Annotated in this window: 10 protein-coding genes; 4 read left to right on the top strand and 6 right to left on the bottom strand. The window is 52.1% G+C overall.

Annotated features, from left to right (window positions below; all coding sequences use genetic code 11):
- Positions 1-192 precede the first annotated feature (192 nt).
- Complete coding sequence (locus ACTQZS_RS12440) at positions 193-2,628, top strand: GH36-type glycosyl hydrolase domain-containing protein (RefSeq protein WP_441476096.1); 2,436 nt, start codon at positions 193-195, stop codon at positions 2,626-2,628.
- Between the two features lie 238 nt (positions 2,629-2,866).
- Here ACTQZS_RS12440 and ACTQZS_RS12435 read toward each other — a convergent pair whose 3' ends face one another.
- From ACTQZS_RS12435 to ACTQZS_RS12415, 5 genes are all read right to left on the bottom strand, one after another.
- The gene (locus ACTQZS_RS12435) at positions 2,867-4,231 is read right to left on the bottom strand and encodes an NCS2 family permease (protein WP_441476095.1); all 1,365 of its coding nucleotides are present in this window, start codon (positions 4,229-4,231) and stop codon (positions 2,867-2,869) included.
- A 189-nt stretch (positions 4,232-4,420) separates the two neighbouring features.
- Positions 4,421-4,951 (bottom strand): hypothetical protein, encoded by a 531-nt coding sequence (locus ACTQZS_RS12430; RefSeq protein WP_441476094.1) that lies wholly within the window; start codon positions 4,949-4,951, stop codon positions 4,421-4,423.
- An 87-nt stretch (positions 4,952-5,038) separates the two neighbouring features.
- Positions 5,039-6,547 (bottom strand): ATP-binding protein, encoded by a 1,509-nt coding sequence (locus ACTQZS_RS12425; RefSeq protein WP_441476093.1) that lies wholly within the window; start codon positions 6,545-6,547, stop codon positions 5,039-5,041.
- A gap of 188 nt (positions 6,548-6,735) precedes the next feature.
- Positions 6,736-8,394, bottom strand: a complete 1,659-nt coding sequence (locus ACTQZS_RS12420; protein WP_441476092.1) for a vWA domain-containing protein — start codon at positions 8,392-8,394, stop codon at positions 6,736-6,738.
- 142 nt (positions 8,395-8,536) lie between these two features.
- On the bottom strand, positions 8,537-9,571 hold the full coding sequence (locus ACTQZS_RS12415; protein ID WP_441100446.1) for a 3-deoxy-7-phosphoheptulonate synthase: 1,035 nt from the start codon (positions 9,569-9,571) through the stop codon (positions 8,537-8,539).
- A gap of 376 nt (positions 9,572-9,947) precedes the next feature.
- On the opposite strand from ACTQZS_RS12415, the gene ACTQZS_RS12410 reads away from it, so the two are divergent.
- From ACTQZS_RS12410 to ACTQZS_RS12400, 3 genes are all read left to right on the top strand, one after another.
- Entirely contained in the window at positions 9,948-10,811 is an 864-nt protein-coding gene (locus ACTQZS_RS12410; protein ID WP_441476091.1) for a YitT family protein, read from the top strand.
- A 362-nt stretch (positions 10,812-11,173) separates the two neighbouring features.
- Complete coding sequence (gene pdxR, locus ACTQZS_RS12405) at positions 11,174-12,358, top strand: MocR-like pyridoxine biosynthesis transcription factor PdxR (protein WP_441476090.1); 1,185 nt, start codon at positions 11,174-11,176, stop codon at positions 12,356-12,358.
- Between the two features lie 27 nt (positions 12,359-12,385).
- On the top strand, positions 12,386-13,753 hold the full coding sequence (locus ACTQZS_RS12400; protein ID WP_441476089.1) for a sodium-dependent transporter: 1,368 nt from the start codon (positions 12,386-12,388) through the stop codon (positions 13,751-13,753).
- Positions 13,754-14,008: 255 nt separating this feature from the next.
- Here the strand turns inward: ACTQZS_RS12400 and ACTQZS_RS12395 are convergent, their stop codons facing one another.
- The gene (locus tag ACTQZS_RS12395; protein WP_441101327.1) at positions 14,009-16,204 is read right to left on the bottom strand and encodes a Tex family protein; all 2,196 of its coding nucleotides are present in this window, start codon (positions 16,202-16,204) and stop codon (positions 14,009-14,011) included.
- Positions 16,205-16,275: the final 71 nt, after the last annotated feature.

Genomic DNA, 16,275 nt, shown 5'->3' with positions numbered 1-16,275 from the left:
CACGCGCAAGAGATCTGACAGATGATGAATCTCGACGATTACAATGCCGCCTGTTGCAGCACGCGCAAGAGACCTGACAGATGATGAATCCTGACGATTACAAAGCCGGCTGTCACGCCGCGCACGCACGAGACCCGTCTTATATTATGTATGCATATACAGAACCACCTGAATCTGAAAGGAGGATATCAGATGAAATTCGGACACTTTGACGACGCGAACAAAGAGTACGTGATCAGCACTCCCCGTACTCCCCTTCCCTGGATCAATTATCTGGGTTCGCAGGATTTTTTCAGCCTGATTTCAAATACGGCTGGAGGATATTCCTTCTATAAAGACGCGAAGCTCCTGCGTCTAACCAGATATCGCTACAATAACTGTCCTCTCGATAACGGCGGACGTTATTACTATATTAAAGACGGGGATACCATCTGGAACCCCGGCTGGCAGCCGACACAGACTGAACTCGACAGCTATTCCTGCCGCCACGGTCTGGGATACACCATTATCACCGGCAGCAAAAATCAGATCGAGGCTACGCTTCAGGCATTTGTACCGATTCATGATAACTGTGAGATCAACCGCATCATTCTGACGAACAACTCCTCTTCCCAGCGGCATCTGGATCTGTTCAGCTTCGTAGAGTTCTGTCTCTGGAACGCACAGGATGACGCTTCAAATTTCCAGCGCAATTTTTCCACCGGTGAGGTGGAGGTACTCGGAAATACGATCTACCACAAGACCGAATATCGTGAACGCCGGAACCACTATGCCGTCTATTCTGTGAACCGCGATATCGACGGATTCGATACCAGCAGAGAGGCTTTCATCGGACTCTACAACGGCTTTGCCAATCCTGAGGCAGTGCTTGCAGGAAAAAGCAGGAACAGTATCGCACACGGCTGGCAGCCGGTCGGAAGTCACCATCTCAAGGTCGATCTCGCCCCGGGTGCCTCGGAGAGCTTTATTTTTGTTCTGGGATACTGTGAGAATCCGAAGGATCAGAAGTTCGAGGCCCCGAATGTCATCAACAAGAAGCCGGCAAATGAGCTTCTTGCAAAATATCAGACCGATGAACAGGTTGATCAGGCTTTTCAGGAACTGAAGGATTACTGGAACCGGCTGTTATCCACCTATACCGTGCACACCGATGATAAAAAGCTGAACCGCCTTGTGAACATCTGGAACCAGTATCAGTGCATGGTGACCTTCAATATGAGCCGCAGCGCCAGCTATTTCGAAAGCGGTCTCGGGAGAGGAATGGGATTCCGGGATTCCTGTCAGGATCTTCTGGGGTTCGTTCATCTGATCCCCGAAAGGGCACGTGAACGAATTATCGATATTGCGAATACTCAGTTCGAGGATGGCAGCACGTACCATCAGTATCAGCCTCTGACCAAAAAGGGAAACGCCGACATCGGCGGGGGCTTTAACGACGACCCTCTGTGGCTGATTGCCGCTGTCTGTGCATACATCCGCGAGACCGGCGATTTCTCAATTCTGGACGAAAAATGCGCCTTTGACTGCGATTTTTCCAGGGCCGTTCCGCTGATGGAGCACCTGAGAAGAAGCTTCCGCTTCACCTCAACGCACCGGGGGCCCCACAGCCTTCCGCTGATCGGCCGCGCAGACTGGAATGACTGCCTGAATCTGAATTGTTTCTCAGAGGAACCCGGCGAAAGCTTTCAGACCTTCGGTCCGAGCGAGGGACCGGTGGCAGAGTCTGTTTTTATCGCGGGAATGTATGTCAAATACGGAACGGAATATGCGGAACTGTGTGATCAGACCGGTCTTGATGAAGAAGCTGCGGAAGTCCGCAGGAATGTGAAGGAAATGGAGACCGCCATCGAAGATGCCGGATGGGACGGCAGCTGGTTTATCCGTGCATATGACGCATATGGCAAGCCTGTCGGGAGCCATACCTGTGAAGAGGGCCAGATCTATATCGAGCCTCAGGGCATGTGCGTAATGGCAGGTGTCGGAGTAGAGGACGGAAAGGCCGAAACCGCACTCAAAAGCGTTGAGCAGAAGCTCGAGACAAAATACGGCATCGTCCTGCTGCAGCCGGCTTACACAAAATATCATGTCGAGCTCGGTGAAATTTCCTCTTATCCTCCGGGGTATAAGGAAAACGCAGGGATCTTCTGTCACAACAACCCTTGGATTGCCTGTGCGGAGACCGTTCTCGGCCACGGCAACCGCGCCTTTGAGGTGTTCCGCAAGACCTGTCCGATCTACCTGGAAGATATCAGCGAGATTCACCGCACAGAACCATATGTGTACTGTCAGATGGTCGCCGGCATTGACGCGCCAACCTTCGGAGAGGGCAAAAACAGCTGGCTCACCGGCACCGCCGCGTGGACCTTCACGGCCATGAGTCAGTACATCCTCGGTGTTCAGCCTACCTTCCACGGATTGAAAATCGATCCGTGCATTCCTGACAACATGGAGGGATACACCATTGACCGCACCTTCCGCGGCGTCAGATACCACATCACCGTGGACAACTCCGCTCACGTACAGAAGGGTGTGAAATCCATGACGATAGATGGCAGTCCGGTCAAAGGCAACGTGATTCCGCCTGTTCAGGATAAAACTGACGTAAATGTCGTCGTGACACTCGGGTGAATTGTATATACCGTTTAAGCAGCGAAGGGGGAAATGCCTGTTCTGGCGGACGGTTTGGTGCACGGATGAATTTTATAAGGCTTTTAAGCAGCGAAAGGGCTGTCGCATCAGATGACGCGACAGCCCTTTCGCTGCATTGCAATTCATTTCACTGCCATGCATTGCTGTTAATTTTTACCAGGCATATTTATCACCGGATTTAATGCCTGAATTTTATCGATGGATCTGATTGTCTGATTTACGAGAAGTTTGTAACCAGAGATACAATCCTCAGGCAGAACAGAACGAATACCACCCACATTACCGGGCTGACATCCTTTGCCTTCTTCTCGAATACCTTCAGAATAACCCATGACAGGATACCGAACATGATACCTGTCGCGATGGAGTACGCCAGCGGCATCATCAGCATCGCCATGTACGCGGCTGCCGTATCGGCGATATCTCCGTCAAATTCAATCTTCTTCGCTGACGAGATCATCAGCATGCCGACATACAGAAGAGCCGGTGCTGTAGCAAAGCTCGGAATTGCAAGGAAGATCGGGCTCAGGAACAGGGACAGGATGAACATCACGCCGGTTGTAACCGCGGTCAGACCGGTGCGTCCGCCTGCAGCGACACCTGCGCTGGATTCTACGAAGGAAGTAATCGTGGATGTACCAAGGCAGGCACCTGCAACAGTACCAATAGCATCAGACAGAAGTACACGGCCTACACGGGGAAGATTTCCATCCTCATCCAGAAGTCCCGCCTTGTCTGCAACGCCGACAACCGTTCCAACGGTATCAAAAAGATCTACATACAGGAAGCTGAACATAATCGCGATGAACTGAATCAGATGCTGTCCTGCCCATGCGAAATTAAACTTGAACGCCGTGTTCGCGATGCCTCCGAGCTGAAGACCTGCGGAGAAGTTCGGGAATACACTGTAGACGCCCGCGTCAACGTCAACAACATACCAGCCGGCTGCCTGTGCGATCATTCCGAGAACCCAGGTAACGATAATGCCGATCAGTACAGAACCCTTTACATTGTAATGCACCAGGATCAGGATGATGATGAATCCGATCAGCGCCAGGGCGACATCCGGTTTGCTGAAGTCTCCAAGGCCAACCTTTGTGGAATCATTTGCAACGACGATGTTCGCGTTCTGAAGACCGATGAACGCTACGAACAGTCCGATACCTGCGGAGATACCGTTCTTCAGGTTTGCCGGGATTCCGTTGATGATCTGCTCACGTACCTTGAACAGGGACATGATGATAAAGATAATGCCCTCAATAAATACAGCAGTCAGACAGATTGTGAATGCATCTGCCTGTCCTCCAAGTTCGCCCAGACATACGGTATAAGCAAAATACGCGTTCAGTCCGAGACCTGCGGAAAGAGCAATCGGGTAATTTGCGAAGAATCCCATGATGAAGGTAGCGATCGCCGAAGCAAGAGCTGTTGCAACGAATACGCCGCTCCGATCCATAACCGTACCCAGAATATTCGGGTTGACGGCAAGGATGTAAGCCATCGTCAGGAAAGTTGTGAGACCAGCGATGATCTCAGTTCTCACGGTTGTGCCGTGCTCTTTGAGTTTGAAAATTTTCTCCATCTCCACTCGCCGGAATAACCGGCTCCTCCTTTTGAAAAAATTTTAAATAGTTGATTTATGATTCATCCGAAAGGCAGATTCTGCCTCTGCGGAACAATCATCCTGATTTATTAACCACTCAATCATATTCATCATTTATTCCGCGGCGCGCATCTCAGCAATCCACCGCATATACGCGTGCCTGCCGCATCAGAGTGAAAAATCAAACGCGTCGCTTCCGATCTCCTGATTCTTCCAGTTCATCAGCCAGAGCATCATTTCTCTCTCACCGGCTCTTTCGAGAGTTTTAATGCAGCCCTCAATATTTGCCGCATTGAAAAATCCCTCTTCCGCCAGAAGTTTCAGCACCGGGAGATTCCGGTCAGCCGCGAGATGACGCAGAATTTCCTCCAGCTTTTCATTGATTCTGCCGCGGTACTCCGCCGCCTTCTCCGGGGCGAGATCCTCCGGATATTTCAGACGCATCAGAATCATTTCCACTCTCCTGGAATCCATCCAGGTACGGTCGAGCACCCTGTCATAGACCGAGAAATCATACTCCTTCCCGTTTCTGCCGAACCCGGTGAGCAGATCATTCATCATGTAGGTATTCTCAACCGGAAACACAAGAATCGTGCCGGAATTCTGAAGTTTTATTCTGTCTGTCTCGTTTTCTCCCGCGCTACGTGCATATTTTAACAGAATTGCGTCTTTTTTTAAATACTTATCTATCGATACCATGCGCTATTCCAATCTGCTTCACAACACATTCACTTCCCGGCACCATTTTTTCTCGCATTGCATTCATTTTCCCGGTACCATTCTGCCTTAAATCGCATTCACTTCCCGGGAAAGTTCCTTTTCCCTCTCGGAAAGCATGAACTTTTTATGATAGCGGAAATATTCCTCATTCCCGTGCGCACTGAGAAAACGGACGCTGTAATCATTGACTGTAAGTTCTGTCACCAGGAGAAGCATTTCATTCCCGTCGCCAAAGGCGCGGCTGACAAAATCGAATACGTTGGAAATTTCCCTGCTGATCCGGGAGGTCTCCTCCTTCATAGAGCTGACGCGCCCCGCGAAAATTCTTTTTACAATTTCAAATTCCTTATCGGATCCCGCAGGCTTTTCCAGACGAAAATCCTTCAGACACTCCCCGGCAAAGGCGATGGGGTACTGCCTCCGGAGTCTCTCATCGTCTGTGATCCCGTTTGCCGCCGTCAGCTCCTCCAGCTTCTGCTCTTCTTTCTGCATAGCTTCTGTCAGAAGCTCCGAGACGGACCGCGCATTTTTTTCCTGTATCCCGGCACCGATCTCAGCCAGTCCGGCGTGCAAACCCTTCAGGCAGTCTTCCTCCCGCACGTTCTGCCGGATTTCCGGCAGAAGCGCCTCCGTCAGAAGCCCAAGAAGCGTGATTCTCTCATCAAAGGGTGCCTTCCCCGCTCTCGCCACGATCTGGCTCTCCGCGGTCCCGTCCAGAATGCGGCGGACCTGGTAGTCTTCCCGGTACTTCCGGTACAGCTGATAATACGTCGCAAATTCTGCGGCAATTCTCGGATGGTGCAGATACTGTCCGATCAGCATCTCATCAACCGGGAAACTCTGTTCCTCATAGAGAAAAATTGCCTCGGACAAATCTTCCCAGCCGCGCGCCGTCACATAGTTCTTGCCGTCAACCGTCGTCTCGATCGAATAGAAATCATCCGGATTGATATCCAGATAAGACTGAATCGCCTTGTGAATTCCCTGCTTTTCTGCATAGGTCTTCCATGTGGCATAGTCCGGCTCCGCCTTCAGGACCTTAAGGCGGTCCAGTGTGACGATATCAAACTCATGCACCGAGCGGTTGTACTCCGGCGGATTGCCGGCAGTTACCACGACCCAGCCCCGCGGAATCTGATGATTGCCGAAGGTCTTGTACTGTAAAAACTGAAGCATGGAAGGACCGAGCGTTTCCGATACACAGTTGATCTCATCCAGAAACAGGATGCCCTCCTTTTTCCCGGATTTCTCCATGTTTTCATACATGGAGGCGATAATCTCACTCATCGTATATTCGGAAACATTGCAGGCTTCGCCCTGATAGCTCTTGCGGGAGATAAACGGCAGACCGAGCGCGCTCTGTCTCGTGTGGTGTGTCATGGAATATGAGACGAGGGAGATATCAAGCTCCCTCGCGATCTGTTCCATGATTGCAGTTTTTCCGATTCCCGGCGCGCCGATCAGGAACACCGGTCTCTGCCTCTCCAGAGGAATTCTGTAATTTCCATATTCATCCTTCATCAGATAGATCATCACTGCCTGACGAATCTGTTCCTTTGCCTGCTGTATATTCATTCCTGACTCTTTCTGTATCTCTGACTCTTTCTGCGTCTCCGTTTGTGTTCCGGTTCGTCGCCCCGTCTGCGTCTCCGTTTGTATTACGTTTTCTTTTTCAGGGCCAGTTCCGCCAGCCTGTCAGCACGATTGCGATGCATGCCCGGCGGACGCGGCTTACTGCTCACGCATCTTCATCTTTGCTTCCGCTAACCAAGGTCTTCCGCGTCCAGAACGAGCCTCATCGCCCACGACGGCACCTTCGGAATCTCAAATCCCTCTCTGACAAAAATAAACGCCGTCTGATACTCTGGTTTCCGCAGTGGAAACGTCCCGTATCCGTCCGTGAAATAAAGGAGTCCCCGGAGATTTCTCAGTTCTCCGGAAGATCTCATCTGGTCTACCCGTTCAAACACGGGCCGGAAGTCCGTTCCTCCGGACCCGGAAATCTCAATGCTCTTCATGTACCGCTCAAACTCTTCATCGGAGGTTATCTTTCTGTCCTCCTGTATGTCGCTGTCACATTGTATAATATGAAGATTCATCCGTTCTGTAAAGCTTTCTGTCGTTTTCAGCACGGACCAAGTCTTGTGGAGAAAGTTCCGGATCGTCGATCCCTGGCAGGATCCAGAGGTATCCAGCGCGATGACAAAATCACGGATCTTCATGGTCTCCCGATATTCAAGCGGCTCGATCAGCGGCATATTCCGGTACAGCTGCATGCCATAGGTATAATAGATATAGTCAAATTCATCCGGGTTGACGTGAATCTCTTCCGCCGATCTCGCAAACTTCCGGAGAAACGACTCATACTCTCCGCTTTTCCGGTACTGCTCGTGAAAAACCTTTTTCAATCCACCCGGAACTCTTGCCTGGTTCTTCTCGAAGGATTCCATGTCCTTCTGCACGCCGCTGCTGATGGTCTGCCACTTCTGTCCCACCGAATCTCCGCCCCGGCGGATGATCATCTCCTTCCAGACATGATCTTCCATCAGCCATGGCTCGTGCAGATCAAAATGGAAAAGCTCACGGAGTTCCTCTGCTCCATTCTCTCTATGAGCATTGCCATCTCCCGAGGCCAGATTTTCTCCCGGAACATTACCATCCCTCGAGGCCAGATTCTCTCCCCGAACATTGCCATCCTTCGTGACCTGATTTTCTCCCGGAACATTGCCATCCTTTTCCGGTACGGATTCTCCAAGGAACAAACGATAAAGGCTCTCGGCGGTCATCTTCTCTGTGTATCTGCGCAGCTGGCGGATCCGGTTTCTGCGCTCCCAGTCTTCCGGGAGCTCCAGATCACGAAGGCCGCACTCCTCCACCGCGTTTTCCGCGGCGATATCGGCAGCCATGTCCCACAGCCCCGTCTCCAGTCTCGCATACCGGAACGGATGCCGAAAGAGACAGTGGAAAATCATGTGAAGGCAGGTTCGGATCAGTCGGATCCGATCCTCTCGAAACAACCGGATCACCGTTTCCGCGTCGCAGTATATGTAGCTGCCGTTGGTTCCGATGCCCGCAGGAAGATCCGCCAGACGGTACCCGCCGGCATCAATACCGAGCAGACTTCCGGCGAGCTTTTCCCCGATGGTCTTCTTTTCGTGATCGCCCTTCAGAGCCGGATTCGTCCTGTCTCCCGTCAGTTCGCCCTTCGGAGCCGGATTCGTCCTGTCTCCCGGTTCATCAGCTTTCTCTGCGGACGGTGTATAAAAGACCACCGGCATAGTCAGCAGCGCCCGGTTCAGATATGGCATCTCCGTGATCAGCTTGTCCCGCACGAACTGCAGAATCTGCCCGGCAAGCGCCTCCCGCGAATCCGGATACGCGGTTTTATCTCTTTCAGTTTTCTGCGTCTCATCTGTTATCATTCACTTACTCTTCTTCGCACAGTCCTGCATGCTGCGCCGGTTCGTTTGTTTGTTTTCTGAACGCTCTGTTTGGGTTTGTTTATTTTCTGAGCGTTCTGAACGCGCTATTCTGGTCTGTTTATTTTCTGAGCGTTCTGTCAGCTTATACCAGTTCTGCCAGCTCGCAGATCAGCTTCTCGGACTTCTCCCAGCCAAGGCAGGGATCTGTGATTGATTTTCCATAGATACCCTCACCGATCTTCTGGTTTCCATCTTCCAGATAGCTCTCGATCATGAGTCCCTTCACCATCCTGTGAATGTCTTCAGATACATGCATGCTGTGAAGAACGTCCTTGGCAATACGGATCTGCTCAATGTATTTTTTGCCGGAATTCGCATGATTGCAGTCCACGATCACCGCCGGGTTCTTCAGATCCCGCTCCGCATAGAGCTCGCAGACATTCCGAAGGTCCTCATAATGATAATTTGGCATACTGTTGTTAAATTTGTCAACATATCCGCGGAGAATAGCATGTGCCATCGGATTTCCGGTTGTCTGAACCTCCCATCCCCTGTAAAGGAACTTCTGTCTGGACTGAGCCGCTGTGATGGAATTCATCATAACCGTCAGATCGCCGGAGGTCGGATTCTTCATTCCTGCAGGGATGCCGATGCCGCTCGCCACGAGGCGGTGCAGCTGATCCTCCACGGAGCGCGCGCCGACCGCCACATAGGACAGCAGATCCGACAGATATCGGTGATTCTCCGGATAGAGCATCTCCTCCGCGCAGGTGAAGCCGGTCTCCCGGATCACTCTCGTGTGCATATCCCGGATCGCGATGATGCCCGCGAGCATATCCTCCTTGCCCTCGGGATCCGGCTGATGCAGCATTCCCTTATATCCGGTGCCGAGCGTTCTCGGTTTATTCGTATAGACACGGGGAATGATGAAGATTCTGTCCTTCACCTTTTCCTGTACTTTTGCCAGACGGTTCATATAATCCAGAACAGCATCTTCATTGTCCGCCGAGCAGGGGCCGATAATCAGAAGGAAGCGGTCATCCTTCCCGGTAAAGATAGCTTCGATCTCCTGGTCTCTCTGCTCTTTGATATCCTTCAGCCTCTGGTCAAGCGGAAACTCCGCCTTCAGCTCCTGCGGTGTCGGAAGTTTCCGGATAAAATTCATCTGCATTTCCATAGTGTCTTTTCTCCTTGTTTCATGATCGGATCGTTCCGAATCTATTTTCACGCTTTAAAGTGTAAAAGAAGCGTGTCTTTATATGATACCATAAATACACATCAAATCAACCCGGCACGATATTTTTTTCACATCCTGCCAGATATTTCACATTTTCACCCTGTTGTCGCACACATATGACCAAATTTTCTCTCCGCCCCTGGCTCAAGTCACCTTGACCTGCGTTCCATGTTGCTGAACAGAACCATTCATCCTTTGAAAAAAATCCCTCCGGATACATTCCTTTCAGATATCTTTTCCTGTACAATAGAGCTGTAGAAATTCGATATCCTTCAGATTACGAATCGAAGGAAGCAAACGAACGAGGAGAACCGCCATGACTGAAAACAAAATATTTACCAGAAGAAATATGTTCTCTCTGGGCGCCATGATTCTTTCCTCTTTTATCATGGCCTGCGGCAACAACCTGCTGATTGAAGAAGCCAACCTGCTCCCGGGCGGAGTCATGGGCATCTCCCGTCTGACACATGTCATCGCCGGCTTGTTCCATGTAAATATTCCCCTGATCGTTGTGTATCTGGGGCTGAATATTCCGGTTGCGCTTTTCTGCATCCGCCATATATCAAAGCGATTTGTACTGCTGTCCCTGATCCAGATTCTGATGCTGTCTCTATTCATGCATCTGTTCCCTCACTACCGGATCTTCGACCAGGAAATTCTCAATGTAATCTTTGGCGGTGTGATCTGGGGTGCGGGCACCACGATTGCCCTTCAGGGCGGCGGTTCCACCGGAGGAACAGATTTCATCGCCCTCTATGTATCAAACAAGACGGGGAATGAGATCTGGATGCAGGTCTTCTTCTTCAACTGCCTGCAGCTGGCGATCTTCGGATCGGTCGCAGGATGGGGCCAGGCCGGCTATTCGATTATCTTCCAGTTTATATCCACCCGGATGATTAATACCTTCCACAACCGCTACAAACGGGTCGTGCTTCAGATATTCACCAAGCACAAGACCGATGTCACAAACGCCTATCTCCGGCGCTTCGACCATGGCGTCACCATTCTGGACGGCACCGGAGGCTATACCGGTGAAAAGACCAGTCTCCTGCTTGCCGTCACATCCAGCTACGAGGCGAGCGAGGCAATTGAAGTGATTCGCCGGGCAGATCCACACGCCATCATAAATGTCGTGAAATCCGAAAAGCTCGTCGGCAACTTCAAGCAGCCCCGGCTATGATTCGAAACGAGATAAAACACGCTGCGCGAGTTTTATCTCGCTATCGCGACGCTCGCCGCACACGAATACTTCGCATTCGGCTGCGGCTCTCTGTTCGCGTAAATCAGACCTGCTCCGGGATTTTTTCCCGGCCGCAGTTGCCGCAGTGTAGTATTCTCCCAAAAAAATTGAAATTCATTCACGTTTCGTATATAATCATGGAAGTGTTTTCCGCGTTAAACTGTTGCGCTGTAAACCAGCGCAATCACCAAACTACTGCGCTGTAAACCGGTGCAATCACTAAACTGTTGCGCTGTAAACCGGCGCAGTCACTAAACTGTTGCGCTGTAAACCGGCGCAATCACCGTTTTCAGTAAACTGCCATGCGATACTCAATCGACCGAAATTCCAGACAGCCCGCCTATATGCAGCTCTATCTGCAGATGCGGGAGGACATTGTGACAGGAGCCTATCCCTACGGTACGAAACTGCCCTCCAAACGACTGGTCACCTCCGAGGTAGGAGTCAGCATCATCACCGTCGAGCACAGCTACGCGATCCTGTGTGACGAGGGCTATGTTGAGTCGAGAGAGCGAAGCGGCTATTATGTCTGCTACCGGGAAGCGGACGTCGTTCCTGTGGCGGGAATGTCAGCCCGCGAAGGTGGTGCCGGAGGGCATGCGCATCCGTATCCGCCACGTTTTTCCGAGAAACGACTGAAACGCCAGGAACGTGATGTGCTGGATGAGACGACACGCTCCGGAGTTTCGGACAGCTCTGACGGCATTCCGTACAGCATCCTTGCGCGGACCATGCGCAGGGTTCTGACCTGTCAGGGAGAGAAGGTTCTGGTCAAGTCTCCGGGAAGCGGCGTCCCCGAGCTGCGGATTGCGATCGCATCCTATCTGGCCAGAAGCCGCGGCATCCGCATCGAACCGTCTCAGGTCATCATCGGATCCGGAGCGGAATACCTGTACAGCCTGATCGTTCAGCTGCTCGGCCATGACCGGATCTACGCTCTCGAAGATCCCTCTTATGAGAAAATCCGCCGCATGTACGCGGCGAACGGTGTCGTCTGCGATATGCTCAAAATGGGACCCGAGGGTATCCTGAGCACCGAGCTCGCGGCCACAAGGGCCACCGTTCTTCATGTGACGCCCTTCAACAGTTTCCCGAGCGGCATCACAGCTTCTGCCTCCAAGCGGAGGGAATACATCCGGTGGGCGGCAGACAGAAACGGAACCATCATCGAGGATGATTTTGATTCGGAATTCACGGTATCCTCCAAGGCCGAAGACACGCTCTTCTCCCTGGAGCCCATGAAGACCGTGATCTATCTGAACACTTTTTCCAAAACCGTCTCACCCTCCATCCGTATCGGATACATGATCCTGCCGGAGGAGCTTGTGGGACAGTTTCAGACGAAGGTCGGCTTCTATTCAAGCACCGTCCCCACCTTTGAGCAGTATGTCCTGACAGACCTGATCAACAGCGGAGACTTCGAACGGCATATTAACAGTGTGCGCAGAAAACGCCGGAAGGAAAGGGAAACAACTGAACTTCTATAATTTTATCATTTACACTTTGGGGGAAATATGGAAAAAAGAGAAACGCTTGGATCCAGACTTGGATTCATTCTGCTGTCGGCGGGCTGTGCCATCGGAATCGGCAATGTGTGGCGATTCCCCTACATAACCGGTAAGTACGGCGGCGGATTTTTTGTGCTGATTTACATCGTCTTTCTGCTGATTCTCGGAATTCCGATCATGACCATGGAATACTCCATGGGCCGGGCCAGCCGCAGAAGTATTCTTCCCGCGTACCGCATGCTCGAGAAAAAAGGAACGAAATGGCATCTGATGGGCTATCTGTCCATGGCAGGAAACTATGTGCTTCTGATGTTCTACTCCGTCGTATCGGGATGGATCCTCTACTATGCGGTGCAGATGGCCGCCGGGCGCTTTGATGGAAAGAGCACCGTGGAGATCACATCCGTCTACGCCCACATGATCTCCTCACCGGCGATTCTGACGGGCTTTATGCTCATCATTGTTCTTATAACCGCCGTGGTCTGCAGCAACGGGCTTCAGGGCAGTGTTGAAAAAATCACGAAAATCATGATGATCGCCCTGATCCTGATCATGATCGTTCTCGGAATCCGCAGTCTGACTCTTCCCGGCGCCGGCAAGGGCTTTTCCTTCTATCTGAAGCCGAGCATCAGCAACATCAAGAAGGCGGGCGTGTGGAACGTCATGTACGCCGCGCTGAATCAGAGCTTCTTCACGCTGAGCATCGGTATGGGTGGCATGGAAATCTTCGGAAGCTACATCGACAAGACCAAGCGCCTCGCAGGGGAAGCCGTCATCGTGACATGCCTGGACACCTTTGTCGCCATCACGGCGGGTCTGATCATCTTCCCGGCATGCTTTGCCTACGGCATCTCTCCGGACGCCGGTCCGAGCCTGATCTTCCTGACCCTGCCGAGAGTCTTCTCCTCGATGGCTCTGGGCAGACTGTGGGGAACACTGTTCTTCATCTTCCTGTTCTTCGCGGCGCTCTCCACGATGATCGGTGTGTTCGAGAACCTTCAGGCATTCGCCATCGATCTGCACCACACGCCCCGCAAAAAAGCCGGACTGATCAACGGAATCATTATTGCGCTGGGCTCGATTCCCTGCGCACTCGGCTTCAACCTCTGGAGCAGCTTCCAGCCGCTGCGGGCAGGCAACACAATCATGGACATGGAGGACTTCTTCGTCAGCAACATCTGTCTTCCGGTCGGCTCCTTTGTCATCATTCTCTTCTGTACCTGGAAATACGGATGGGGCTTTGAGAATTACCTCAGCGAGGTCAACGAGGGCTCCGGCATCCCGGTTTCCGGAAAACTTAAGTGGTACTTCAAGTATGTGCTTCCGGTGATCGTCGGATTCCTGGTTGTGTACGGTATCGTGACCTACTTCTGAAATTTAAACGAGATAAAACACGCTGCGCGAGTTTTATCTCGCTATCGCGACGCTCGCCGCACACGAATACTTCGCATTCGGCTGCGGCTCACTATTCGCGTAAATAAGCAGTTCGCCATTCGCGAACATCAAATAGCCAGCGTCTTTTTCAGAGGCGCTGGCTATAATGTATTTTACATATATATGTTTAATCCTTCAATGATGCCGGAAGAGATCCCCTGTCAAGCCTGTCCGGTAGTCTGCTTCTCTTACCTGTCAGATCTTCATCGAAAGTCCGATCCGTTTTTTCTCGAGATCTACGCTGATGACCTTGACCTCCACGACATCTCCCACGGAAACCACGTCGAGCGGATGTTTAACGAACTTGTGATCGGACATCTCGGAGATGTGCACCAGACCGTCTTGATGGACGCCGATATCTACAAACGCGCCGAAATCGATGACATTCCGGACGGTTCCCTTGAGAACCATTCCGACCTTCAGATCTTCCATGCCGAGGACATCGCTCCGGAGGATCGGCTTCGGCATATCTTCACGTGGATCCCTTCCCGGCGCATTCAGCTCCTTTACAATATCGCGCAGGGTCGGCTCGCCGATTCCGAGCTTTTCCGCCATGGAAGGATAATCCTTTACGACCACCTTCTGTCCGGATTTCCGGGTCTGTCCGGCTCCGGTAACCGCGGTCGACGCAAAGAGTTCTTCCTTGTTCAGACCGAGCTCGTCCACAAGGGCGTCCGCCGCGCCGTAGCTCTCCGGATGAACACCGGTATTGTCCAGCGGCTCGCTGCCTCCCGCAATCCGCATAAAGCCCGCGCACTGCTCGAAAGCCTTCGGTCCGAGCTTCGGAACCTTCAGCAGCTCCCTTCGGCTGACGAAACGGCCGTTCTGCTCACGGAACTCAACGATATTTTTTGCCAGCGTCTTGCTGACGCCGGACACATGCTCCAGAAGAGGAGCAGATGCGGTATTCAGATCCACGCCCACGCGGTTCACACAGTCCTCGACCACGCCGCCGAGCGCCTCTCCGAGCCGCTTCTGATTCATGTCATGCTGATACTGTCCCACTCCGATCGCCTTCGGATCGATCTTGACAAGCTCCGCCAGCGGGTCCTGCACACGTCTTGCCATGGAAGCTGCGCCTCTCTGTTCCACGTCAAAATCCGGGAACTCCTCGGCCGCCAGCTTGCTGGCGGAGTATACGGACGCGCCCGCCTCATTTGTGATCATGTACTGCACCTTGCAGTCCGGAATCTCTTTCAGAAGATCCACAATGACCTGCTCGGACTCTCTGGACGCGGTTCCGTTTCCCAGTGAAATCAATGTGACATGATACTTCTGGATCCAGTTCTTGACCAGCTTTTTCGCCTCCTCCAGCTTCCGCTGATTCGGCTTCATGTTTGATGAAGGCGGAACCGGATAGATGATCGCCGTATCCAGCACTTTTCCGGTTTCATCCACAACCGCCAGCTTACAGCCGTGCGCATATCCGGGATCCCAGCCGAGAACGACCTGTCCGGCAATCGGAGGCTGCATCAGAAGCTGCTCCAGGTTTTTGTCAAAGACCTTGATCGCGCCGTCCTCTGCTTTTTCCGTCAGCTCACTGCGGATCTCCCGCTCAATTGCCGGCCCGATCAGTCTCTTGTAACTGTCCTGCATGGCCGAGATCAGAACCGGCATCGTATACTGGTTGTTGCTTTTGATCAGCGTATGACCGATGAAGAGGATGATTTTCCTCACATCCACCTCGATTCGGACGGTCAGAATGTTCTCCTTCTCTCCGCGGTTGATTGCGAGTACACGATACCCCGTAATCTTCGACACCGGTTCCTGAAAATCGTAATACATCTCGTAAACCGACTTCACCTCCGGATCCTTCGCCTGAGAAACAAGGATACCTGTCTTTCTCGTGAAGTTGCGGATTCCGGTGCGGAAATCCGCATTGTCGGAGATCATCTCCGCGATGATGTCTGAAGCGCCGGCAATTGCCTCCGCAGCGGTTTTCACACCTTTTTCCTCGCTGATAAAGGCCTTCGCCTCTTCCTCAACCGGCCGGGTAATCTTCTGCTCCAGGATGATCTGCGCCAGAGGCTCCAGTCCCTTCTCCTTCGCGACTACCGCGCGCGTCCGGCGCTTCTGCTTATATGGCCGGTAGATATCCTCAAGAGACACCAGCGTTTCCGCGCCGTCAATCGCCTTTGACAGCTCGTCCGTCATCTTGCCCTGCTCTTCAATGGAAGACCGTACAGCTGCCTTTCTGTCCTCCAGATTTCGCAGATACCCCAGTCTCTCGCTCAGATTACGAATCTGCTCGTCATTCAGCTCCCCGTGCTTTTCCTTCCGGTAGCGGGCGATAAAAGGGATGGTGTTCCCCTCGTCAATCAGGCTGATCACCGCCTCCACCTGCCACGGCTCAATCTCCAGTTCCTTCGCAATCTGCTTTGCAATATCCATCGGTTCAATACTCCAATACTATTTTTTACTTTCTTTACATGATACGCCTGTCAAAAGCATCACTGCTGACA

It is taken from the genome of Bilifractor sp. LCP19S3_H10, from assembly GCF_052119185.1.
In the GTDB taxonomy this organism is placed as follows: Bacteria; Bacillota; Clostridia; order Lachnospirales; family Lachnospiraceae; genus Bilifractor.
The sequence above is the reverse complement of the archived record's forward strand: the minus strand, read 5'-3'. Positions and strand labels throughout refer to the sequence as shown.